20 protein-coding genes are annotated in these 21,223 nt (G+C 70.3%); 13 read left to right on the top strand and 7 right to left on the bottom strand.

The features are described 5' to 3' along the window. The first annotated feature begins 135 nt into the window (after positions 1–135). The 7 genes from ACFY1H_RS27410 (at position 136) to sepH (ending at position 7,352) form a co-directional block, all read left to right on the top strand. Positions 136–975 (top strand): ABC transporter ATP-binding protein, encoded by an 840-nt coding sequence (locus tag ACFY1H_RS27410; RefSeq protein WP_386950912.1) that lies wholly within the window; start codon positions 136–138, stop codon positions 973–975. Beyond that, positions 972–1,796 (top strand): ABC transporter permease, encoded by an 825-nt coding sequence (locus ACFY1H_RS27405; protein ID WP_366582534.1) that lies wholly within the window; start codon positions 972–974, stop codon positions 1,794–1,796. The genes ACFY1H_RS27410 and ACFY1H_RS27405 overlap by 4 nt, the downstream gene beginning before the upstream one ends. Further along, the gene (locus ACFY1H_RS27400) at positions 1,793–2,965 is read left to right on the top strand and encodes a sensor histidine kinase (RefSeq protein WP_386950909.1); all 1,173 of its coding nucleotides are present in this window, start codon (positions 1,793–1,795) and stop codon (positions 2,963–2,965) included. Before ACFY1H_RS27405 ends, ACFY1H_RS27400 begins: the two co-directional genes overlap by 4 nt. Continuing rightward, entirely contained in the window at positions 2,962–3,585 is a 624-nt protein-coding gene (locus ACFY1H_RS27395) for a response regulator transcription factor (protein WP_366582532.1), read from the top strand. Before ACFY1H_RS27400 ends, ACFY1H_RS27395 begins: the two co-directional genes overlap by 4 nt. Before the next feature lie 24 nt (positions 3,586–3,609). Then, positions 3,610–4,956 (top strand): serine hydrolase domain-containing protein, encoded by a 1,347-nt coding sequence (locus ACFY1H_RS27390; protein WP_366582531.1) that lies wholly within the window; start codon positions 3,610–3,612, stop codon positions 4,954–4,956. A gap of 160 nt (positions 4,957–5,116) precedes the next feature. Beyond that, a complete protein-coding gene (serC, locus tag ACFY1H_RS27385) occupies positions 5,117–6,244 on the top strand; it encodes a phosphoserine transaminase (RefSeq protein WP_366582530.1) in 1,128 nt (375 codons plus the stop codon). Positions 6,245–6,503: 259 nt separating this feature from the next. Then, on the top strand, positions 6,504–7,352 hold the full coding sequence (gene sepH / locus ACFY1H_RS27380) for a septation protein SepH (protein ID WP_366582529.1): 849 nt from the start codon (positions 6,504–6,506) through the stop codon (positions 7,350–7,352). Here the strand turns inward: sepH and ACFY1H_RS27375 are convergent. The 3 genes from ACFY1H_RS27375 to ACFY1H_RS27365 all read right to left on the bottom strand — a co-directional run bounded on the left by ACFY1H_RS27375 (position 7,349) and on the right by ACFY1H_RS27365 (position 9,435). Further along, positions 7,349–7,705 (bottom strand): MmcQ/YjbR family DNA-binding protein, encoded by a 357-nt coding sequence (locus ACFY1H_RS27375; RefSeq protein ID WP_366582528.1) that lies wholly within the window; start codon positions 7,703–7,705, stop codon positions 7,349–7,351. The genes sepH and ACFY1H_RS27375 overlap by 4 nt on opposite strands. An 18-nt stretch (positions 7,706–7,723) precedes the next feature. Then, positions 7,724–8,320 (bottom strand): DUF2537 domain-containing protein, encoded by a 597-nt coding sequence (locus ACFY1H_RS27370; protein ID WP_386951391.1) that lies wholly within the window; start codon positions 8,318–8,320, stop codon positions 7,724–7,726. Positions 8,321–8,631: 311 nt separating this feature from the next. After that, positions 8,632–9,435 carry an RNA methyltransferase gene (locus ACFY1H_RS27365; protein ID WP_366582527.1) on the bottom strand — a complete coding sequence of 268 codons (804 nt, stop codon included), beginning with the start codon at positions 9,433–9,435 and terminating at the stop codon, positions 8,632–8,634. Positions 9,436–9,661: 226 nt separating this feature from the next. Between ACFY1H_RS27365 and ACFY1H_RS27360 the strand changes: the two genes are divergently transcribed. The 5 genes from ACFY1H_RS27360 (at position 9,662) to ACFY1H_RS27340 (ending at position 14,324) form a co-directional block, all read left to right on the top strand. Beyond that, positions 9,662–11,161 (top strand): glutamate-cysteine ligase family protein, encoded by a 1,500-nt coding sequence (locus tag ACFY1H_RS27360; protein ID WP_366582526.1) that lies wholly within the window; start codon positions 9,662–9,664, stop codon positions 11,159–11,161. Between the two features lie 62 nt (positions 11,162–11,223). Next, complete coding sequence (locus tag ACFY1H_RS27355) at positions 11,224–11,841, top strand: TetR/AcrR family transcriptional regulator (RefSeq protein ID WP_364049560.1); 618 nt, start codon at positions 11,224–11,226, stop codon at positions 11,839–11,841. A 67-nt stretch (positions 11,842–11,908) separates the two neighbouring features. Next, a complete protein-coding gene (locus tag ACFY1H_RS27350) occupies positions 11,909–12,577 on the top strand; it encodes a heme oxygenase (biliverdin-producing) (protein ID WP_386950901.1) in 669 nt (222 codons plus the stop codon). 209 nt (positions 12,578–12,786) lie between these two features. Further along, the gene (locus ACFY1H_RS27345) at positions 12,787–13,410 is read left to right on the top strand and encodes a superoxide dismutase (protein WP_366582524.1); all 624 of its coding nucleotides are present in this window, start codon (positions 12,787–12,789) and stop codon (positions 13,408–13,410) included. Positions 13,411–13,511: 101 nt separating this feature from the next. Then, positions 13,512–14,324: an arylamine N-acetyltransferase gene (locus ACFY1H_RS27340; protein WP_366582523.1), complete on the top strand. Its 813-nt coding sequence runs from the start codon at positions 13,512–13,514 to the stop codon at positions 14,322–14,324. A gap of 239 nt (positions 14,325–14,563) precedes the next feature. On the opposite strand, the gene ACFY1H_RS27335 is transcribed toward ACFY1H_RS27340, so the two are convergent. The 3 genes from ACFY1H_RS27335 to ACFY1H_RS27325 all read right to left on the bottom strand — a co-directional run bounded on the left by ACFY1H_RS27335 (position 14,564) and on the right by ACFY1H_RS27325 (position 18,040). Further along, a complete protein-coding gene (locus ACFY1H_RS27335) occupies positions 14,564–15,823 on the bottom strand; it encodes an MFS transporter (RefSeq protein WP_366582549.1) in 1,260 nt (419 codons plus the stop codon). A 200-nt stretch (positions 15,824–16,023) separates the two neighbouring features. After that, positions 16,024–16,455, bottom strand: coding sequence for a MarR family transcriptional regulator (locus ACFY1H_RS27330; protein WP_366582522.1), 432 nt, complete (start codon positions 16,453–16,455; stop codon positions 16,024–16,026). A gap of 118 nt (positions 16,456–16,573) precedes the next feature. After that, entirely contained in the window at positions 16,574–18,040 is a 1,467-nt protein-coding gene (locus ACFY1H_RS27325; RefSeq protein ID WP_386950898.1) for an NCS2 family permease, read from the bottom strand. 152 nt (positions 18,041–18,192) lie between these two features. On the opposite strand from ACFY1H_RS27325, the gene ACFY1H_RS27320 reads away from it, so the two are divergent. Beyond that, entirely contained in the window at positions 18,193–18,420 is a 228-nt protein-coding gene (locus ACFY1H_RS27320; RefSeq protein ID WP_220247183.1) for a DUF2530 domain-containing protein, read from the top strand. 24 nt (positions 18,421–18,444) lie between these two features. Here the strand turns inward: ACFY1H_RS27320 and ACFY1H_RS27315 are convergent, their stop codons facing one another. Further along, positions 18,445–21,210 carry a sacsin N-terminal ATP-binding-like domain-containing protein gene (locus ACFY1H_RS27315; RefSeq protein WP_386951388.1) on the bottom strand — a complete coding sequence of 922 codons (2,766 nt, stop codon included), beginning with the start codon at positions 21,208–21,210 and terminating at the stop codon, positions 18,445–18,447. Positions 21,211–21,223: the final 13 nt, after the last annotated feature.

The following is a 21,223-nucleotide window of genomic DNA, read 5'->3' as shown; positions in this document are numbered from 1 at the left end:
GTGGTTTTCGGGCTTCACAACGGCGTTTTCGCTGGTTCCACGGGAAACACCGGCTCGTGTCCACCGTTCGGTGGACAACCGGATTCCACTGGCCGGACGTCCCGCGGCGACGGTGCGTGGCCGCAGGATTGAGCCATGACCACAGCAGTGAGGGTGCGCGGACTGCGCAAGGAGTACCCCGGCCACGTCGCCGTGGGTGGACTCGACCTCGACATCCACCACGGCGAGGTGTTCGCGCTTCTGGGGCCCAACGGCGCGGGCAAGACCACGACCGTCGAGATCCTCGAAGGACACCGGCAGCGCACGTCCGGCGAAGCCGACGTGCTCGGCGAAGACCCCGGCAAAGCGGGCCGCGAGTGGCGCTCCCGGCTGGGCATCGTGCTGCAGACGGCGACCGACGCGGCCGAGCTGACCGTCACGGAAACCGTGCGGCACTTCGCGAAGTACTACCCCAACCCGCGAGACCCGGAGGCGGTGATCGACCAGGTCGGCCTCACGGAGAAGGCCGGCGCCCGCGTGAAGTCGCTTTCCGGCGGGCAGCGCCGCCGCGTCGACGTGGCGCTCGGCATCATCGGCCGGCCCGAGCTGCTCTTCCTAGACGAGCCCACCACAGGTTTCGACCCCGAGGCGCGGCGGCAATTCTGGGGCCTGATCGAAGGTCTCGCGAAGGAGGGCACCACGATCCTGCTGACCTCGCACTACCTCGACGAGGTGGAGGCGCTGGCCGACCGGCTCGTGGTGATCGCGAACGGCACGGTGGTTGCGGAGGGGACTCCCGAAACGCTCGGGGGCCGCGGCCAGGCCGAGGCGATCGTGCGGTGGAGCGACGAAACCGGGGAGCACGAGGAACGCACCGCCTACCCGACGAAACTCGTCACGCAACTGTCCGGCGGGACGAGGGAGCTCGCCGGCCTCACCGTGACGCGCCCCAGCCTCGAGGACATCTACCTGGACCTGATCGGGGAAAAACTGTGACCACCGCCGTCAACGCACCGGCCCTGCCGGGCACCTTCACGCTCGGCGCCGCCCGCGGCAGCTTCGAGCTGCGGCAGTTCTTCCGCAACAAGGAGCAGGTGGTCTTCACCTTCTCCCTGCCCGCCGTGCTGATGATCCTGCTCGGGTCCATTCTGGACGGTCCGACCGGACAGGCCGGAGTGTCGTCCGGCCAGCTGCTCGCGGCGAGCATGATCGGCGCCGGGATCGTGTCGACGTCGTTCAACAGCGTCGGCATCGGGATCGCCGCCGACCGCGAGGTGGGCGCGCTCAAGCGCCTGCGCGGCACGCCGATGCCGGCCGCGTCGTACTTCATCGGAAAGATGATCATGGTGCTCGTCACGAGCGTCGCCCAGACCGTGATCATGGCCGCGGTCGCGATGCTCCTGTTCGGGCTGAAACTGCCCGCCGACGGCGAGAAGTGGGCCACGCTGGTGTGGGTGATGCTGCTGGGCGTGATCTCCTCGACGCTGCTCGGCATCTCGATCAGCTCGCTCACGCGATCGGCCAACGGCACGGTGGCCGTGGTGCAGCTGGTGTACCTGGTGCTGCAGTTCATCTCGGGCGTGTTCGTCACGCCGATCACGCACCTGCCGAAGATCATGGTCGACATCGCGTCCTTCTTCCCGCTGAAATGGATCTGCCAGGGTTTCCGGTCGGTGTTCCTGCCGGAGGCGGCCGCGAGTCAGGAGATGGCGGGGACATGGGAACTTCCGACGGTGGCACTGGTGCTCGGCGCCTGGTGCGTGGTTGGGCTCGTGCTCGCGAGGCTCACGTTCCGGTGGACGAACGAGCCCCGGTGACCTCGCTCGACGACGCGTGGGAGCGCTCGTACTGGGTCTGGGAGGTGCTGTTCGCGGTCGTCTACCTGGCGACCGCCCTCCTGGTCCTGTTCGACGACGTTTCCCGAGCGGAGAAGGTGGTCGCGGAAGCCGCGCTCGCGGCGTTGCTGATCGGCTACGTCGCGGCGGGCCGCCGGATCACGCGCGTCGACGAAAACCCGGTGCCCCGCAACGTGGCCACGGGCGTGCTGGTGGTGCTCGTGGCCACGGCGATGTTCGCCGACACCACGGCCGCGTTCATCCTGTTCATGGCGTGCCCGATGTTGTTCATGCTGCAGGAGATCCGCCCGGGCGTCGTGCTCACGACGCTGCTGATCCTGCTCGAACCGGCCGCCGCCGTCGTCCGCGGCGGCTGGGAGAACCCGAGCCTGCCGATCCTGCTGCCGATGACCGCGATCCTCGTGGTGTTCAGCGTGCTGGCGGGCAAGTTCACCACCGACGTCATCAAGCAGAGCGCTGCGCGCGCCGAGCTCATCCGGCAGCTCGAAGACAGCCAGGCCGAGGTCTCGCGGCTCTCGCGCGAAGCCGGCACCGCGGCCGAACGCGAACGCCTGGCCCGCGAAATCCACGACACGCTGGCGCAGGGCTTCACCAGCATCGTCACGCTCACGCAGGCGATCGAGTCCGAACTGGACACCGACGTCACCGCGGCCCGCCGGCACCTCGCCCTGGCGTCGGCCACCGCCCGCGAAAACCTCGCCGAGGCCCGCGCGATGGTGGCGGCGCTGGCGCCTTCGGACCTCGCGGCCGGCACGCTCACCGACGCGGTGCGCCGCGCGGCCGAACGCCTCGCCGACGAGGCCGGCCTGCGCGTCGAGTGCGAAGTGGACGATCCCCTGCCACCGCTGGCCACGGCCACCGAGGTCGTGCTGCTGCGCGGTGCGCAGGAGGCGCTGGCCAACGTCCGCAAGCACTCGGGTGCGGACTCGGTGCTGGTGCGGCTGTCCGCTGTGGACGGAACGGTACGGTTGCGCGTGCGCGACGACGGCTGCGGCTTCTCCCCGAACGCGCCCACCGAGGGGTTCGGCCTGCGCGGCATGCGCTCGCGGGTCGAGCAGGTGGGTGGCCGGCTGAGCTTGCGCGGCGGCGCGGGTGGCGGGACCGAACTGGAGCTGGAGGTGCCCGCGTGATCACGATCATGCTGGTCGACGACCACCCCGTGGTGCGCGAAGGCCTGCGCGGGATGCTCGAGGCCGAGGCCGATCTGACGGTCGTCGGCGAAGCGGGTTCGGGCCACGAGGCCATCGCGCTCGACCGCGTGAAGCAGCCCGACGTGGTGCTGATGGACCTGCGCATGCCGGGCCTCGACGGCGTCGGCGCGATCCGCGGCATCCTCAAGGAGACGCCGAAGCGGCGGATCGTCGTGCTCACCACGTACGAGACCGACGCCGACATCCTGCGGGCCGTCGAAGCGGGTGCCGCCGGGTACCTGCTCAAGGACGCGTCGCGCGCCGAGCTGGCCGGCGCGATCCGGGCGGCGGCGCGCGGCGAGACCGTGCTGGCGCCGTCGGTGGCGGGCAAGCTCGTGAACCGCGTGCGCAACCCGGAACCCGTGTCACCGCTTTCGGCGCGCGAAGTCGAGGTGCTGCGGCTCGTCGCGAAGGGACTGACGAACGCCGAAATCGGTCGGTCGCTGCACATCGGCGAGGCGACGGTGAAAACGCACCTGCTGCGCGTGTTCGGCAAGCTCGGTGTGTCCGACCGCACCGCGGCCGTGACCACGGCGCTGGACCGGCAGCTGCTGGGCTGAGCCGCGCGGGGCAGAATGGCCCGCATGCTCGCTTCCACCGAACTCGCCCTGTACCGCCGGCTCGCGCGGGAGCAGGCGTCCTCCCGCACGCCGTCCCTCGTCGGCGCCGTGGTGCGCGACGGGAACCTCGTGTGGTCCGGCGCGCGCGGCCGTATCGGCTCCGCGCGCCCCGACGACGACACGCAGTACCGCCTCGGCTCGATCACCAAGACGATGATCGCCACGGCCGTGCTGCGCCTGCGCGACGAGGGCCGGCTCGAGCTCACCGACCCGATCGAGAAGCACCTGCCCGGCACCGCGTTCGCGACGGCGACGGTGGCGCAGCTGCTCTCGCACACCTCCGGCCTCACGTCGGAGTCGCCGGGCCTGTGGTGGGAGCGCACGCCGGGCGACGACTGGGCCGCGCTCGTGGCGAGCCTCGACAAGGACGCGACGAAACTGCGTCCGGGCTTCAAGTTCCACTACTCCAACGTCGGTTTCGGCGTGCTGGGCGAGCTCGTGGCCCGCCTGCGCGGCAAGCCGTGGTTCGACGTCGTGCGCGAGGAGATCCTCACGCCACTGGGCATGACCCGCACGACGCCGCACCCATCGGGCGCACACGCCGAGGGCTTCGCCGTGCACCCGTTCGCCGACGTCCTGCTGCCCGAACCCTCGCCCGACGCCGGCGCGATGGCCCCGGCCGGCCAGCTCTGGTCGACGATCAAGGACCTCGGCCGCTGGACGTCGTTCCTGGGCGGGCACACCGGTGGCGTGCTGAGCGAGGACACCGTGGCCGAGATGCGCACGATGAACACCGTCGACGACACCGAGGTCTGGACCACGGGCTTCGGCCTCGGCGTGATGGTGGTGCGCTACGAGGGCCGCCACCTCGCGGGCCACACCGGCTCGATGCCGGGCTTCCTCGCCGCGTCGCTCGTCGACCCGAACACCGGCACCGGCGCCCTGTGCCTGACCAACGCGACCGCCGGCGTCGGCATCACGCAGCTCACGCTCGACCTGCTCACGATGACCGACGAGCTGGAGCCCGCACTGCCCGACGAGTGGGTGCCGTCCACTGTGGACCCCGCGCTGCTCGCGCTCACCGGCCTGTGGCACTGGGGTCCGACGCCGTACCACCTGCGCGTGCTCGGTTCGGACCTCATCTCGCTCGACCCCGCCAACGGCGCCGGGCGCGCGTCGCGGTTCCGGCCCACCGGCCCGGACACGTGGGTCGGCCTCGACGGGTACTACACCGGCGAAACCCTCACCGTCGGCCGCGACGCGTCGGGCACGGCCAACCACCTCGACCTCGCGACGTTCATCTTCACCCGCACCCCGTACGACCCCGGCGCGCCCATCCCGGGCGGCGTCGACGAGGCCGGCTGGCGCTGAGCACCCCCATGCGGCGTTGGTTGCGTTGAGCGCACCCAATGCGGCGTTCGGTGCGTTGAGCGCACCCGATGCCGCATTGGGGCGAAAGTGTCGGGTTCCACATGTCGGACACCGCCCCACCGCATTGAGCAGGCGCATCCCGACCTGAGAGACTGCCCACATGACCGATGCAGCGGAGTTGAGCATCCCCGAAGACCTCAAGCCGGCCGATGGGCGCTTCGGTTGCGGACCGTCCAAGGTCCGTGACGAGCAGCTCGCCAAGCTGGCTGAGTCCGGCCACACCTACCTCGGCACGTCGCACCGCCAGAAGCCGGTGAAGTCGCTGGTCGGGCGCGTGCGCGCGGGGCTGTCCGAGCTGTTCTCCCTGCCGGAGGGCTACGAGGTCATCCTCGGCAACGGCGGCACCACCGCGTTCTGGGACGCCGCCGCGTTCGGGCTGGTGCGCGAGCGCGCGCAGCACTTCACCTACGGCGAGTTCTCCTCGAAGTTCGCGAGCGTCACGAACAAGGCGCCGTTCCTCGCCGACTCGATCATCGTGAAGGCCGACGCGGGCAGCGCGCCCGACATCGCGTACGAAACCGGTGCCGACCTCGTCGGCTGGGCGCACAACGAAACCTCGACCGGTGTCGCGGTGCCGGTCCGCCGCCCCGAAGGCAGCGACGGCGCACTGGTGGCGATCGACGCGACGTCCGGCGCCGGCGGCCTGCCGGTCAAGGCCGAGGACTTCGACGTCTACTACTTCGCGCCGCAGAAGTCCTTCGCGTCCGACGGTGGCCTGTGGATCGCCCTCGCCTCGCCGGCCGCGGTGGAGCGCATCGGCGAGCTGGGCAACGGCGACCGCTGGATTCCCGAGTTCCTGTCGCTCACCACGGCGCTGGACAACTCGCGCAAGGACCAGACGTACAACACCCCGGCCGTGGCCACGCTCTTCCTGCTCGCCGACCAGATCGAGTGGATGAACAGCCAGGGCGGGCTCGCCTGGACGACCGCGCGCACGCAGGACTCGTCGAACCGGCTGTACGAGTGGGCCGAGAAGACCTCCTACACCACGCCGTTCGTCAAGGACCCGGACCTGCGCTCGCAGGTCGTCGGCACCGTCGACTTCTCCGACGAGATCGACGCCGCCGCCGTGGCCAAGGTGCTGCGCGCCAACGGCATCGTCGACACCGAGCCGTACCGCAAGCTGGGCCGCAACCAGCTGCGCATCGGCCTGTTCCCGGCCATCGACCCGGACGACATCACGAAGCTCACGCAGAGCATCGAGTACGTCGTCGAGCGGCTGGGCTGAGTTCTCGGTTCACCGACGGGCCCCTCTCACTCCGGGAGGGGCCCGTCGTGCGTTCGGCGACGAACACGGAACACCACTCATTCGTGACGGAACGTGGTCGGCGTGTCCCACGGGTTCCCGGTGAGCGGGCCCGGGAGGATGACGCGGACCGTCTCCAAAAAGGTGACGGATGGGTGATGCATCGGCGCGCCTCGCGCGTCAAGCCGACGCGCCGTTCTAACGTGAGCACCCACAAAGGTGAAGATCGGGGAGGCGAGAAATGCGGGCGCTACGGGTGGTCGGGCTGCACGAGGACGGCAAGTCCATCGTGCTCGAGGACCCGGCGAGCCGTACCCGCTTCCTGCTCCCGGCCGATGAAACACTGCGAGCGGCGGCGAGGGGGGACATCGCTCGGCTGGGCCAGATCGAAATCGAGTTGGAGAGCCAGATGCGGCCACGCGAGATCCAGGCGCGAATCCGCGCCGGCGAGTCCGTCGAACAGGTCGCGAGCGGCGCCGGTGTCTCGGCGCAGCGCGTGGAGCGGTTCGCCTACCCCGTGCTGCTGGAGCGCTCGCGCACGGCCGAGCTCGCCCAGAGCGCCCACCCCGTCCGCGAGGACGGCCCCGACGTGCAGACGCTCGGTGAGGTGATCGCGTACGCGTTCGGCGTCCGCGGCCACGACTACAGCCAGGCCCGCTGGGACTCCTGGCGCGGCGACGACGGCAAGTGGGTCGTCGTGCTGCAGTGGAAGGCCGGGCGCTCCGACAACCGGGCCCACTGGTCCTTCTCGCCCGGCGCCCACGGCGGCACCGTGCACGCCCTCGACGAGAACGCCGAGGTCCTGCTCAACCCCAACTCCTACCGCCCGCCGCGCACGGTCCGCGCGCTCGACCCGGCGCGCGACGCCGTCGTGCAGCCGACGCTGGACTCGGCCGAGGACGAGCGGCTCGCCATCGAGGCGCCGGCCGACCCGCACGAGGAGGACGACGACACCCGGGAGATCCCGCGCGTCCCGTCCGACGACGAGGCCGCCGACGACGACCAACCGCGCACGAAGCCCAAGAAGAACCACCCCATCGTGCCTTCGTGGGAAGACGTCCTGCTGGGCGTGCGTTCGCAGCGCGGCTAGTTCTCGATCAGCACGGCCAGCGACCTCGGCGCGACCAGCCGGTAGGCGTCGCGCACGATGTGGTCGATCTCGGCCCAGTCGACGTCCACGTCGAGGCGCACGCCGAGCCAGCCGCGGTGCCCGACGTAGGGCGGGCGGAAGAAGCGTTCCGGCTCGGTGCGCACGAGATCCTCCTGCGCACCGGGCGGCGCCGGGCACCAGAACGCCAGGCGGCCGTCGTCGTGGTGGTGGTTCGCGAACATCACGAACGTTTTCTTGCCGCGCACGAACCACGTCGGCTCGCCGTGGCTGAGGCGTTCGGTGGCCTCGGGCAGCGCGAGGCACAGCTTGCGCAACTCGTCGAGGGGTGCCATCGGGCCAGTATCGGCCGGTCAGAGCACGATCGCCAGCACACCCAGCCACGCGGCGATGATCCCGGCGCCCGCGCCGTACACCGCCCACCGCACGATCGGCAGCCGCCGCCCGAGCCACAGAGACGGCCCGATCCCGGCGGTCACCACGACCGACGCCACCACCGCGAGCCACACACTCGTCTCGCGCGCGAGCGTGCCGGCCAGCGCGAGCATCGCGACGGTCACGAGCACCGCGGCGAACGCCGACACCGTCAGCCCGGTCAGCCACGGCGTCGGCTCGGCCGGCGCTCCAGGCATCCCCCGCCGCCGCGCCACCACGCGCGCGGGCGGCTCGATCACCGTCTCGACGCCGGACACCGGGTCCACGAACCGCACCGTCGTTCCCATCACCGTCGCCAGCCGCCCGGCCAGCTGCCTGCCCCGCTGCGACACGACCGAAGTGGCGACCTCCGCGTCGCCGCCCGTCCGCGACACCGCCGACGCGACGCGCGCCCACTCGTGCAGCGCCTGCGCCAGGTCCGCCCCGATCGCCAGCCGCCGCGGGTCGACTTCGCGCGCACCCTCACCACCCGGGCCGACGAGCACCGCGCGCTCGCCCCGGATCCGCAGCTCCACTGACGTCCTCCCGCTGGGCATTTCCCACCTGCCGGTGCCCACCTGACGCGACCGTGCCGCGGCCCGCACCTGCCCGCAGCAGCGTAAGCCCGCGACCCCCTCGGCGGGACGGGCACCCGGCGCGGGAAGCGACCGCAATCAGAGCCGCACGTGGAGCAGTTCCTCCACCGCCACGAGCGTATAACCGCGCCACCCCGTCGATGCCAACGGTTGGCGCGCCGCCGGGGCCGGACGGGCCGCGGTCGTTGACCGATCGACATTTTTGCCTGTGGTTATCGGCGCGGAATGGGTATCCCGGAAAGGTGAGCACCTCAGCGCGTGGCGGCGACCTCGTGGAACGCGACCGCGGCGGCGGTGGCGACGTTCAGCGAGTCGACGCCCGCCACCATCTCGATGCGCACGGCCAGATCCGCGGCCGCGATCGCCTCGTCGGTGAGCCCGGGGCCTTCGGCGCCGAGCATCAGCGCCACGCGCTCGCCCACCTTGTCGCGCAGTCCGCGCAGCGGAACGGAACCCGGCCGCGGTGTGAGCGCCGCCACGGTGAAACCGCTCTCCCGCAAGAGGTTCAGTCCGCCGGGCCAGCCGTCCAGCGGAGCGAAGGGCACGCGGAGCACGTGGCCCATCGACACGCGCACACTGCGCCGGTACAGCGGATCCGAGCAGCCCGGCCCCAGCAGCACGCCGTCGACGCCGAGCGCGGACGCGTTGCGGAAGATCGAACCGAGGTTCTCGTGGTCGCCGACGCCTTCGAGGACGGCGAGCACCTGCGCGCCGGTGATGATCTCCGGAACCGCGGGCGGCGCCGGACGATCGGCCACCGCCAGCACGCCGCGGTTGAGGTGGAACCCGACCACGGAAGCCATCGTTTCCGCCGAAGTCACGTACGCGGGCGCGTCGACGCCGGAAAGGTCGAGGTCACGCACTCGCCGTTCCACGCCGAGCAACGCCCGCACGGGGTACCGCGAAGCGAGCATCCGCTCGACCACCACGGTGCCTTCCGCGATCACGAGTCCCCGCCCACCGGGACGGTCCGGCCGCCGGTCCGCAGTGGACAAGTCGCGGAAATCGTCGAGCCGGGGATCTTCGGGATCCTCGGTGAAGATCAGTTCAGCCACACCGCACAGTGTGACATCCGCATGCCGGACCCCCGGCCGGTACAAAGCTGGTCCGAACGACCGGAGAACTCTGGTACGAATGGGCCATTTTTGCGCACGGTCAACCCCCCGTGACGGAGAGCACCAGTTTGGCCGCTAGCCCGGATGCGCCGCACTGTGCGACGGTGGGCGGCCTGGCAGTCCCCGCCCGGACACCCGCGGACAGCAGCCAAGGAGCGCGTCAGACATGGGTACCGATCTTTCGGCGAAACCGTTCGACCAGCTGGACCGAGGACGGTACCGCCGCAAGGTCCAACGCTGTCTCGACACGCTCGCCCGGATGCTCACGGACGGCAGCTTTTCCTTTCCCCGCAAGAACATCGGGCTCGAAGTGGAGCTGAACCTCGTCGACGGCCAACTGCGCCCGTCGATGACCAACACGGCGGTGCTGGAAGCGCTCGACGACCCGTCGTTCACCACCGAACTCGGGCAGCACAACCTCGAGCTGAACGTGCCGCCGCGCCCGCTCGCCGGCGATTCGGCTCTGCAGCTGGAAGACGATCTGCGCGCATACCTCGGCAAAGCGTCCGCCAAGGCCACCGACTCCGGTTCGACGCTCGCGATGATCGGGATCCTGCCGACACTGCGTCAAGAACACTTCGACCAGAAATGGCTCACCAACAACGCGCGGTATTCGTCGCTGAACGACCAGATCTTCGCCGCGCGCGGCGAGCGAATCGCGCTTTCCATGGACGGCGCGGCGCTTCCGGGCGAACAGCCGGAAAGACTGCGCAGTTTCGCGGAATCCATCCTGCCCGAAGCCGCGTGCACGTCGGTTCAGCTGCACCTCCAGGTGGCGCCTGAGGAATTCGCCGCGCACTGGAACGCCGCCCAGTGCCTCGCCGGCGTGCAGACGGCGCTGGCCGCCAACTCTCCCTTCCTGCTGGGCAAGGCGTTGTGGCACGAGACGCGGATCCCGCTGTTCCAGCAGGCCACCGACACGCGTCCGGAAGAGCTGAAGAACCAGGGCGTGCGGCCGAGAGTGTGGTTCGGCGAGCGGTGGATCACCTCGATCTTCGATCTGTTCGAAGAGAACGTGCGGTACTTCCCCGGCCTGCTGCCGCAGACCGACACGGAAGACCCGCTCGAGATGCTGGAGTCGGGCCAGGCGCCGAAGCTCACCGAGCTGCGCATGCACAACGGCACGATCTGGCGCTGGAACCGGCCGGTGTACGACGTCGTCGACGGCCTGCCGCACCTGCGCGTGGAGAACCGCGTACTGCCGGCCGGGCCCACGATCGTCGACATCGTGGCCAACGCCGCGTTCTTCTACGGCGCCCAGCGCGCGCTGGCCGAGCAGGAACGCCCGGTGTGGACGCAGATGTCGTTCCAGGCCGCGGAGGAGAACCTCTACGCGGGCGCGCGCAAGGGTTTCGAGGCGCAGCTGTACTGGCCGGGCATCGGCTGGATCCCGCCCGACGAGCTGGCGCTGCGCGTGCTGCTGCCCCTCGCCCACGAGGGACTGCGCCGTTCGGGTGTCTCCGACGAGGCCCGCGTGAAGTACCTCGGCGTGATCGAGCGGCGTTGCCTCGCCCGCCGCAGCGGCGCCACCTGGCAGCGCGACTACGTGCAGCGCGCACAGGACCGCGGGGCCGACCGCGAGACGGCGCTCAACCGCATGCTGGGCCGCTACCTCGAGCTCTCGGCCGCCGGCGAACCCGTGCACACCTGGTCGCTCACCGACTGAGTACGAGCCCCGTTCGGCCTTATGGTGGCCGGAGCAGGTCTCAGGCAGGCAGGGGAACAACGGTGCCGAAGGTACTCGGCGGCTCGCTCGAAGCGCACCGGCGCGAGGTCCGCGCGCGGGTGTTCGAGGTGCTGCGCGCGCAGCTGTACGAGCGCGGCTTCGACGCGATCACGCTCGCCGGCGTCGCCGCGGAGGCCGGGCTGGGCCGCACCGCGTTGTACAACCACTTCCCCGACAAGGAAAGCCTGCTCGTCGCGTTCGTCGAGGACGAGGCGGCGCGCTACGTCGAGCGGCTGCGCGCGGCCGTGGAGGCCGAGACGGACCCGATCGCGCAGCTGGCGACGTTCGTCCGGCTGCAGCTGCGGGTGCTCGCCGAGCACCACCTGCCGCCCGGTGGCGCGTTGGAGTCGGCGCTCGCGCCCGCGGCCTACCGGCGCATCAGCGCCCACGCCGATCCGATCACCGGGCAGCTGCGGGCGGTGCTGCTCGCCGGCGTCGACGCGGGCAGCTGGCCCGCGCAGGACGTGGACGTGGTCGTCCCCATGATCACCGCGGCGCTCGGCACACGGCAGGTGATCGACGTGCCCGCCGAGCGGCTGGCCGGCGTGATCGAGGCGGCCGTGCGGTTCGTGCTGCAGGCCGTCGGTTCGAGTGAACTTCCGGATCCACGTCCGATTTAGGGTAGCCTAAGTCGTGATCGTGGCCTACCCTCGTTCTGACAGCGTGTCAGAAAAGAGGGAGGCCGCGATGTCGGTGACCACTGAGCTCGAAGCCCGGCCGTTCTCCGGACAGCTGCGGGAGTCGACCAGGGGCGTGCACGACCGGGCCAACCACTCCACCTACATGAACGCGCTGCTCGGCGGCGAGCTCTCCCTGGAGGGCTACACGCAGCTCGCGATCCAGTACTACTTCGTCTACCAGGCCATCGAGCGCGTCAGCGACACCATGACCGCCGACGCCGTGGGCCGCGAGTTCGTGTTCGACGAGCTGCGCCGGCTACCCGCACTCGAGCGCGATCTCGCGCGTCTCGTCGGGCCGGCCTGGCGCACCGAGATCCGCCCGCTCGCCAGCACGGAGGCGTACGCCGCGCGCATCGCCGAGGCGTCGGCGTGGGCCGGCGGGTACGTGGCACACCACTACACGCGCTACCTGGGCGACATCGCGGGCGGCCAGATCATCCGGCGGCTGCTGGAGAAGAACTTCGACCTCGCCGAGGCGGGCTCGCTGTTCTACCACTTCGACGAGATCGGCAGCGCGCCCGCGTTCCGCGACCGCTACCGCGCGAAGCTCGACGCCGCGCCGTGGGACGACGACGCCCGCGCCCGGGTGATCAACGAGACACTGGTCGCCTTCGAACACAACGTCGCCGTGTTCGACGCGCTGGCGCACGACCTGGACCGATACCGGATCGCCTGACGCCCGGGCGGATGAGGCTGATCACAAGAAGTTGACCTCCAGTTTGGTGGAGGTACAAGGCTCGGTTTCGCACAGTGCCCACCCGGGTACGCAGTGGCCGAACGAGTGGGTCCACCCTGTGGCACGGAGGCCGCCCCCGGTCGCCGCGAACCCCGGTGTGCTACTAGGTTCGGTAGTAGGAACTTGTGTCGAAGACTGAAGGAGGGCCAATGGCCCGGTACAACCTGCCCGATCTCGACTACGACTACGGCGCTCTCGCGCCCCACATCTCCGGTCAGATCAACGAGCTGCACCACAGCAAGCACCACGCGACCTACGTCAAGGGTGCCAACGACACGCTCGACAAGATCGCGGAAGCGCGCGAAGCCGGCGACTTCGGCAACATCGTCGGCCTTGAGACCACGCTGGCCTTCAACCTGGCCGGCCATGCGAACCACGTCGTCTGGTGGAAGATCCTTTCGCCGGAAGGCGGCGACAAGCCGACCGGCGAACTGGCCGCGGCGATCGACGACGCGTTCGGCTCCTTCGACAAGTTCAAGGCGCAGTTCACCGCCGTCTCCACCACGATCCAGGGCAACGGCTGGGGCGCGCTCTCCTGGGACCCGATCGGCAAGACGCTGATCACCCAGCAGCTGCGCGACCACCACAACAACCTGATCCTGCCGACCACGCCGATCCTGCTGGTCGACGTGTGGGAGCACGCGTTCTACCTGGACTACAAGAACGTGAAGCCGGACTACGTCAAGGCCCTGTGGAACATCTTCAACTGGGCTGAGATCAGCAAGCGCTTCGACAACGCCGTCGCCGGCGGCAACGGCCTGCTGCTCGGCTGAGCCTGCTGTTCCTCCACAAAAGCGGGGTTCTCCTTCACGGAGGGCCCCGTTTTTCGTTTCTCGCTTGACTTCGAGTGCACTCCAGGTGTGAGGCTGGGGTCATGGACGTCGACGCCTACCTCGCCCGTCTCGACCTCGCGTTGCCCGACAAGGCCGACCTCGCGGCCCTGCGGCAGCTGCAGGAGCGCCACCTCGAACGCGTGCCGTTCGAAAACCTGAGCGTGCACCTCGGTGAACCCATCGAGCTGGCCGAGGAAGCGCTGTTCGACAAGATCGTGCGCCGCCGGCGCGGTGGCTTCTGCTACGAGCTCAACGGCCTCTTCGCGGCCCTGCTGCGCGAGCTCGGCTTCGAAGCCGCGTTGCGCAGCGCGCAGGTTTTCACCGACGACGGCGAGCCCGGGCCACCGCTGGACCACGCGGCCGTGGTCGTGGACCTCGACGACGAGCAATGGCTGGTGGACGTCGGTTTCGGCCGCTTCAGCCGGGGCCCGCTGCGCCTGTCGGCCGTGGAGGTCCAGTGCGACCAGGAGGGCGAGTTCCTCTTCCTGGACGCCCCGTTCGGCGACGTGGACGTGCTCCGGGACGGCAAGCGCGTGTACCGCCTGGAGGCGCGCACACGGCCGCTGACGGACTTCGTGCCGATGGCGTGGTGGCAGTCGACGTCGCCGCTGTCGGGCTTCACCAGGCGGCTCACGTGCTCGCGGCCGACCTCCCAGGGCCGCGTGACGATGTCGGGGAACCGGCTGATCGAAACGGTCGACGGGGTGCGCAACGAGGTCCTGCTGGCCACCGACGACGCCGTGCGGACGGCGTACCGCGTGTACTTCGGCCTGGCGCTCTCGCGGCTGCCGACCCCACCTGGTGAGCACCCCTTGACGGAGCCCGCGGCCGACCCGACCATGAACCCGTCATAAGGGACCGATGAACGGAGCCCCGCTCCCGGGGTTCCCAGGGGCGGGGCTCCGTCCGTTCCCGAACTGACTGCCGCTCCCACCACGAAGCGGACATGTATGAGGTTAGCCTAACCTCAGCAACTCCGGCAAGTCCCCTCTTGCGGAGACCCACCTCTCACTCGTCCGGGTGACCCGTGAAAAGCCGCTGAAAGCGCTGAAGGGCACCTCGGCGAACCGAGGTGCCCTTCAGGACGAGCAGGTCAGACGCGTTCGCGCTTGAGCACGCGCAAGCCGTTGCCGAACCGGCGCACGGGCAGCGACACACCGCCGCGCCGGATCAGCACCAGCGCGCACACCACGGCGGCGATCAGCGAGATCGCGCCGCCGATGTAGAACGGCGAGCGGCCGCCGAACGCGTCGGCCATCCAGCCGGTCATCGGACCGCCGATGGGGTTGCCGCCGATGAGGACCAGCACGTAGATGCCCATCACCCGGCCGCGCATCTCGGGCGTGACGGACGTCTGCACCAGCGCGTTGGCCGTGTTCAGGAACGTGATGGTGGCGAAGCCGAGCGGGATGAGGCCCAGGCCGAAGGCCAGGTACGTCGGCATGAACGCCGTGATGAACTCGAACAGGCCGAGCCCGGTGGCGGCGATCAGCATCGTCCGCACCCGCGGCCGGCTCTTGATGCCGCGGCGCGCGGACAACAGCGCGCCCACGAACGTCCCCACCGCGACGAGTGTGGACAACAGACCGTAACCGTCGGCCTGGGTGTGGAAGACGTTGGCGGCGACGATCGGCAGCGACGTGAAGTAGGTGATGCCGAACGTGCTGACGAAGAACATCAGCACCATCACCGTGACCAGGTCGGAGCGGTGGCGCACGTAGCGCAGGCCCTCCATGAGCTGGCCCTTCGCGCGCGGGATCGCGGGCCCGCGGAAGAGCTTGGCCGGGTTCATCAGCGCGAGCCCGGTGACCACCGCGACGGTGCTCACCGCGTTGGCGATGAACAGCCAGCCGGTGCCGACCCAGGTGATCGCGAACCCGGCGATGGCCGGGCCGACGATGCGGGCCAGGTTGAAGATCGAGGAGTTGAGCGCGACGGCGTTGGCGATCTGGTCGCGGCCCACCATCTCGGCGACGAACGACTGACGCGTCGGCACCTCGATGGCGGAGGTGATGCCGAGCATCATGCACAGCAGGTACACGTGCCAGATCTGCACGACGCCGGTCAGGTTCAGCACGCCGAGCAGCGTGGCCTGCACGCAGTTGATGCTCTGGATGAGGATCAGCATCCGCCGCTTGTCGACGCGGTCGGCGAGCACGCCCGCCCACAGCGACAGCAGCAGCGTCGGCGTGAACTGGAACGCGACGGCGATGCCGAGCGCCACCGGGTTGTTGCCCGAGAGCTGGAACACCAGCCAGTCCTGGGCGATGCGCTGCATCCAGGTGCCGACGTTCGAGATGACCTGGCCGCTGAAGAACAGCCGGTAGTTGCGCACGCGCAGCGAGGCGAACATGCCCTTGCCGCGCTTGGGTTCCACGGGTCTGTCGGGCGCCTCCGGCACCTGATCGGCGCCGTCGGGCAGGCTCTTGACCTGGTTTTGCCTCGTACCGGGTGGTCCGGACGTGGGCGGGCTGGCCGGCTGTGGCGCCGTGTCCCGGGTAGCAATGGTTTCCGTCGTACGCTCTGCTTCGCTACCCGTGGTCGCCACCGGTGTTAGTTCCCCGCCATCCTGTCGATGATCTCAGCGGCGCGGGAGAGCACTTCCAGCTCTTCCTCGCCGAGTTCGGCCAGTTGCCGATCCAGCCACGCCTCCCGGACGGAAATGGCCTTCTTCACGTAGGCCATGCCGCTGTCGGACAGCTCGACGATGGCCTGCCGGCCATCCGTCGGGTGCGGGCGCCGCTCGACGAACCCCATCTCCTCGAGCGCGGCGATGACCCTCGTCATCGAGGGCGGCTGGACGCCTTCCTTCGCGGCCAGCTGACCAGGCGTCAGCGGACCGCACTTGTGCAAGGTGGACAGCGCCGCGGTCTGCGTCAACGTCACGTCGTCGCCCACACGCTGTGCCCGGAGCCGGCGGTTGAGCCGGACCACCGCGAGACGCAGGCGGCTCGCGAGGGAGCGCTCATGCGGGTCGCCGGACATATAGTTAGCTTACCTCACGAAAATCGCGCCGGCGGGTGAACCCCGCCACCCTCCGCGATCACGCTCAGCTCAGCACTGGCCGCCTGCGGCGGCGGTCAGCGCGGGACCGGTTCCAAGCTCAGCTCAGGGCGGCCTGGATCGGGCCCACCGCGAAGTACGCCACGAACGCCACCGCGATCACCCACATCAGCGGGTGGACCTGACGGGCCTTGCCGGTGGCGGCGCGGATGACGACGTAGCTCACGAAGCCCGCGCCGATGCCGTTGGCGATGGAGTAGGTGAACGGCATGACGACGATCGTCAGAAAGGCCGGCAGCGCGATCGAGAAGTCCGTGAAGTCGATCTCCCGGACCTGCCCCATCATCAGCGCGCCCACGACCACCAGTGCCGGTGCGGCGGCTTCGACGGGCACGATCTGGTAGAGCGGCGTCAGGAACATGGCGGCGAGGAAGAGCACGCCGGTGACGACGTTGGCCAGGCCCGTGCGCGCGCCCTCCGCGATGCCGGACGCGGACTCGACGAAGACGGTGTTGGAGCTGGCCGAGCCGAAGCCGCCGGCCGCGCCGGCGAGGCCCTCGACGAACAGCGCGCGCCCGACGTTGGGCAGCTGGCCGTCCTTGCCGATCAGGCCGGCTTCCTTGCCGAGGCCCGTCATGGTGCCCATGGCGTCGAAGAAGTCGGCGAGCACGAGCGTGAACACGAGCAGGACGACGGTGATGATCGGCAGCCGCGTCCACGCGCCGAAGGACACGTTGCCGACCAGCGACAGGTCCGGCATGCCGACGACGTTCGACGGCAGCGCCGGGTAGCCGAGGTTCCAGCCCTTGGGATTGGTGCCGTTCGACGGCCCGGCCTTCACGAGCGCCTCGACGACGATGGCCAGCACGGTCGAGCCCAGGACACCGATGAGGATCGCGCCCTTGACCTTCTTCGCCACGAGGATCGCGGTGAGCAGGAGGCCGACCACGAACACGGCCGTCGGCCAGGAGGCGACCGAGCCGTTGATGCCGAGGCCGACCGGGACGGTGGTGTGCGCGTCGTCGGGCAGGCGGCGCACGAAGCCGGCGTCGACGAGGCCGATGAGGCAGATGAACAGGCCGATGCCGACCGCGATCGCCGACTTGAGCGCCGGCGGCACCGCGCGGAACACGGCCGTGCGGAAGCCGGTGAGCACCAGCAGGACGATGATCACGCCCTCGATCACCACCAGGCCCATGGCCTCGGGCCAGGTCATCTGGGGTGCGAGCGTGACGGCGAGCAGGCTGTTGAGGCCGAGCCCGGTGGCGATGGCGAACGGGTAGTTGGCGATCAGGCCCATGAGGATCGTCATCACGCCGGCGACCAGCGCCGTCACCGCGGCCACGGCCGGGACCGGCAGGATGTGGCCGAGCACGTCGGCGTGCGCCGAGGGGGTGCCCGCGGCGAAGCTGCCGATGATGAGCGGGTTGAGCACCACGATGTAGGCCATGGTCACGAACGTGACGACGCCGCCCCGGATCTCCCGCCCGGCCGTGGAGCCGCGTTCGGAGATCCTGAAGAAGCGGTCCAGAGTGGACACGGTCTCCCGCTCGCGCTGATCCGTCATGCCCTGCCCCTGTCCTGCTCGCTGCTGTCTAGCTCACTGCTGTCGTGCTCACTGCTGTCGTGCTCGCTGCTGTCGTGCTCGTTCCGGGAACGCCCGGGGGTACCCTTCACCACGTGGATGAACCGATCAATCCCGCGGAGGTAACGGGCTCGTTGCGGCACACGCCGGACCTGCCCAAGCGCCTGACCGACCTGACCCCGGTGGTGATCGTAGGTACCTCGCTGTGGGCGGTCGCGCTGGTGGTGCTCTTTTTCGTCGCCGACGGCGTGTGGGTGTGGACCGCGTTCGCCGGGATCGTCCTGGGGTTCATCGGCTTCGGCATCATCTTCTGGCAGCGTGCGGCGGCCCGGCGGGGGTCGAAGTCGGCGCAGCGTCTCTAGTTCAGCGGCTCTAGTTCAGCGGCTCTAGTTCAGGAACGTGTGCGGCGCCGGGTCGTCGAGCAGTGCGGTGATGCGGTAGCGCTCGGCCCAGTGGTCGGTGGCCCAGGCGAACGCGCGAGCCAGGCCTTCTGACGTGTCCGCGGCGTGGAGGCGGTTGTCCTCGTCCGACCACCACGGGACGTCGGCGGTGGTGCCGTCGACGGTCACGGTGAGCACGTCGTGCAGCAGCGGGCCGCCCTCGGGCACGGTGAGGCCGAGCTGGTCGGCGACGAGGCGGATCGCGGGCAGGTCGGCCCAGGCGACGTACTCGCCGGTGCTGGTCACCTCGTTGGGCAGGGCGCCGGCGAGGGGCACGTCGAGCAGTTCCGCGAGGCGTTCGGGGTCTTCGGGGGCGGCGACGATCTTCGACGCCGGCAGCGCGGACGCCGGCCACGGCACGTCGAGGACCACGGCCTTGTCGGCGTCCGCCACGCTCGCGTCGGCCGCGCGGACGCGCACCGGGGCGTCGAGGTCGTCGACCTCCACGGGCGAGAGCACGAGCGCACGGTGGGCGCGCGCGGCGAGGCCCGGGCTGAGCGTGCGGGCGGGGTCGCCGAGGCGGTCGAGCAGGTCGGTGACGTCTTCGGCCGTCGCGAGGTCGAGCGTGGTCCGGACGCCGGCGGCTTCCAGCAGCTCGGTGGTGAGGCCCAGGTCGGGCACCTCGTCGTAGAGGCCGGCGAGGTCGGCCGCGGCGGGCAGGCGCCAGGAGCCGGGCGCTTCGCCGGCCAGCAGGGCGTAGCGGGCGAGCCACCAGCCCGCGTGGCCCTCGGGCGCGTGCAGTGCCTGCCACGTCTCGGGGCGCGCGGCGATGAGGCGCAACGCGGCGGGCCACGCGTCGTCGGCAACGAGGTCGAGGTCCCTGATCGCCAGGACCGTGGTGGGCTCGGCCGAGTCCCACCACGTGTCTTCGTCGGGCAGGCCGTGGTCGGGCTCGTGCGGCTCCTCGTCGCGGACGACGGCGAACGAGTCGAGCACGCCGACCGCCTCGAGTGTCGACTGTGGCCAGTCCTCGACGAACTCCTCGTCGAGAACGGAAAGGGCACCGTCCTCTTCGAACACTTCGGGGTCGAACACGTCCAGCAGCGGCGAGGTCGGCAGCACGAGCTCGTCGGCGCGGCGCCAGCCGTCTTCGGACGGGAGCGCGAGCGCACCCGCCCATTCCGGCGCGTCGTCACCGCACTCCGCGATCAGCCGAAGCACGGCGCCCGCGAGGTTCATTCCGTCCAAACCGGACCGGACGTCTTCCACGCTGCGTTCCACGGCGTACTGCACCTGCTCGGCTTCGAGCAGCTGGCGGGCGTCGGCGTGCTTGGCGCCCAAGCGTTCCAGCAACGGGTGCGCCGCGGCGGGGTGCACCAGCCTGAGGCCGGGAACGTCCACGTCGGACAGCAGCGCGAGCAGCTCACCGGACCCGTCGACGAGCAGCGCACCCCGGGCCCCGGGCAGTGTCCGCCCGTCGGACAACGGCACCGGGAGCCCGTCGAGCTGCGCCGGCGACACGTCGTGCGTGTCCACGGCCACGGCGAGCGCCGCGTAGAGCCGGTGCCACCACCCGGGTTCCCGGTCGATCCCGGTGAGCACCTCCAGCACGTCCTCGATGCCGATCGCCTGTGCCGACACGGGTTTCAGCGTGCGTGCCGCGCCCGCCGGCGCCGGGACGAGCCCCGGCACGAGGTCGGCCAGCAACGGCGGCAAGTCCGGCACGTCGACGTCGAGCACCTTGGCCTGCCGGCCGGACACTTCCTTGTTGTCCATGGTGGACAACCACGGCTGAGTCGCCAGCTCGGCGAAAACCTGATCCCGGAGCTGCGAGTCCACTGTGGACCTGGGGAACCCGGCCTGGGGCACCAGAACAAACCGATGCTCCTGCGGCACGGCCTTGACGAGCCCGACGTAGTTCCTGGCCGCGTTCGCGAGCGCTTCATCCAGCGCCACCCCCGGCAGCACCCTCCGACGCGACGGCTCCAGCGGCACGGGCGCGATCAACCGCGCCGGCAACGACAACGCCTCATCCGTCGGCGTCGGCGCGTGCAGCACGTCTTCGTCCAGCGGCTGCGGCACCCCGTCCGCGTCGATGGGCACGGCCCAGCCCTGGTGCGTCAGCCACCGTCGGCTCTTCTCGGGCCCGGCGATCTCCACCTGGTCCGCGCCCGCACGTGTCCAAACGCGACCGTCCACTTCGACCTCGCCCAACCACGGCAAGGCCAGCAACAGATCGGAAATCTCTTCCTGGAGGGCGTCCAGCAGTGCCTTCCCGCTCTCCGGCTCCCGGAGCGGCAGCCGCACCTCCGTGTCGAACCCCTCCGGCGGCGCCTCGTCAGACGGCCACGGCAGCCTCAGCACGGGCACGTCCCCGTCCCGCCCGGCCGCCTCTCGCGTGCGCTCCGCGGAGAACCGCACCCCACCGCCGGTCGACACCACCCGCGGCTCGTCGGACACGGTCAACACCGCGGCAAACCCGACGCCGAACCGCCCCACCGTGCCGAGGCGCTCCTTCGCCGACGCCCGCAACGACGCCAACGACTCCACACCCCGCGTATCCAGCGGCGCCCCCGTGTTGGCAAACCTGAGCTCACCGTCCACAACGGACACCTTCACCCGGCCGGGCCGGTCGGCCGCCTGCGCCGCATCCGCCGCGTTCTGCGCCAGCTCCACAAAGAGCCGATCGCGATACGCCCCAACCCTCAGATCCCGCTCGGCGTTGGTGTCCTCCACAAACCGCGTCGGCGAGTCCCGCCACGCGCGCAGCATCGCCTCACGCAGC

It is taken from the genome of Amycolatopsis sp. NPDC001319, assembly GCF_042896185.1.
Classification (GTDB): Bacteria; Actinomycetota; Actinomycetes; order Mycobacteriales; family Pseudonocardiaceae; genus Amycolatopsis.
This window is presented reverse-complemented; position numbering and strand designations above follow the sequence as displayed.

Coding starts and splice junctions, on each gene's coding strand:
- sepH (WP_366582529.1), top strand. CDS start 6,504: ATGCGGGCGCTACGGGTGGTCGGGCTGCACGAGGACGGCAAGTCCATC.
- ACFY1H_RS27340 (WP_366582523.1), top strand. CDS start 13,512: ATGGACGTCGACGCCTACCTCGCCCGTCTCGACCTCGCGTTGCCCGAC.
- ACFY1H_RS27330 (WP_366582522.1), bottom strand. CDS start 16,455: ATGTCCGGCGACCCGCATGAGCGCTCCCTCGCGAGCCGCCTGCGTCTC.
- ACFY1H_RS27335 (WP_366582549.1), bottom strand. CDS start 15,823: ATGTTCGCCTCGCTGCGCGTGCGCAACTACCGGCTGTTCTTCAGCGGC.
- ACFY1H_RS27390 (WP_366582531.1), top strand. CDS start 3,610: ATGCTCGCTTCCACCGAACTCGCCCTGTACCGCCGGCTCGCGCGGGAG.
- ACFY1H_RS27350 (WP_386950901.1), top strand. CDS start 11,909: ATGTCGGTGACCACTGAGCTCGAAGCCCGGCCGTTCTCCGGACAGCTG.
- ACFY1H_RS27360 (WP_366582526.1), top strand. CDS start 9,662: ATGGGTACCGATCTTTCGGCGAAACCGTTCGACCAGCTGGACCGAGGA.
- ACFY1H_RS27410 (WP_386950912.1), top strand. CDS start 136: ATGACCACAGCAGTGAGGGTGCGCGGACTGCGCAAGGAGTACCCCGGC.
- serC (WP_366582530.1), top strand. CDS start 5,117: ATGACCGATGCAGCGGAGTTGAGCATCCCCGAAGACCTCAAGCCGGCC.
- ACFY1H_RS27315 (WP_386951388.1), bottom strand. CDS start 21,210: ATGCTGCGCGCGTGGCGGGACTCGCCGACGCGGTTTGTGGAGGACACC.
- ACFY1H_RS27325 (WP_386950898.1), bottom strand. CDS start 18,040: ATGACGGATCAGCGCGAGCGGGAGACCGTGTCCACTCTGGACCGCTTC.
- ACFY1H_RS27375 (WP_366582528.1), bottom strand. CDS start 7,705: ATGGCACCCCTCGACGAGTTGCGCAAGCTGTGCCTCGCGCTGCCCGAG.
- ACFY1H_RS27345 (WP_366582524.1), top strand. CDS start 12,787: ATGGCCCGGTACAACCTGCCCGATCTCGACTACGACTACGGCGCTCTC.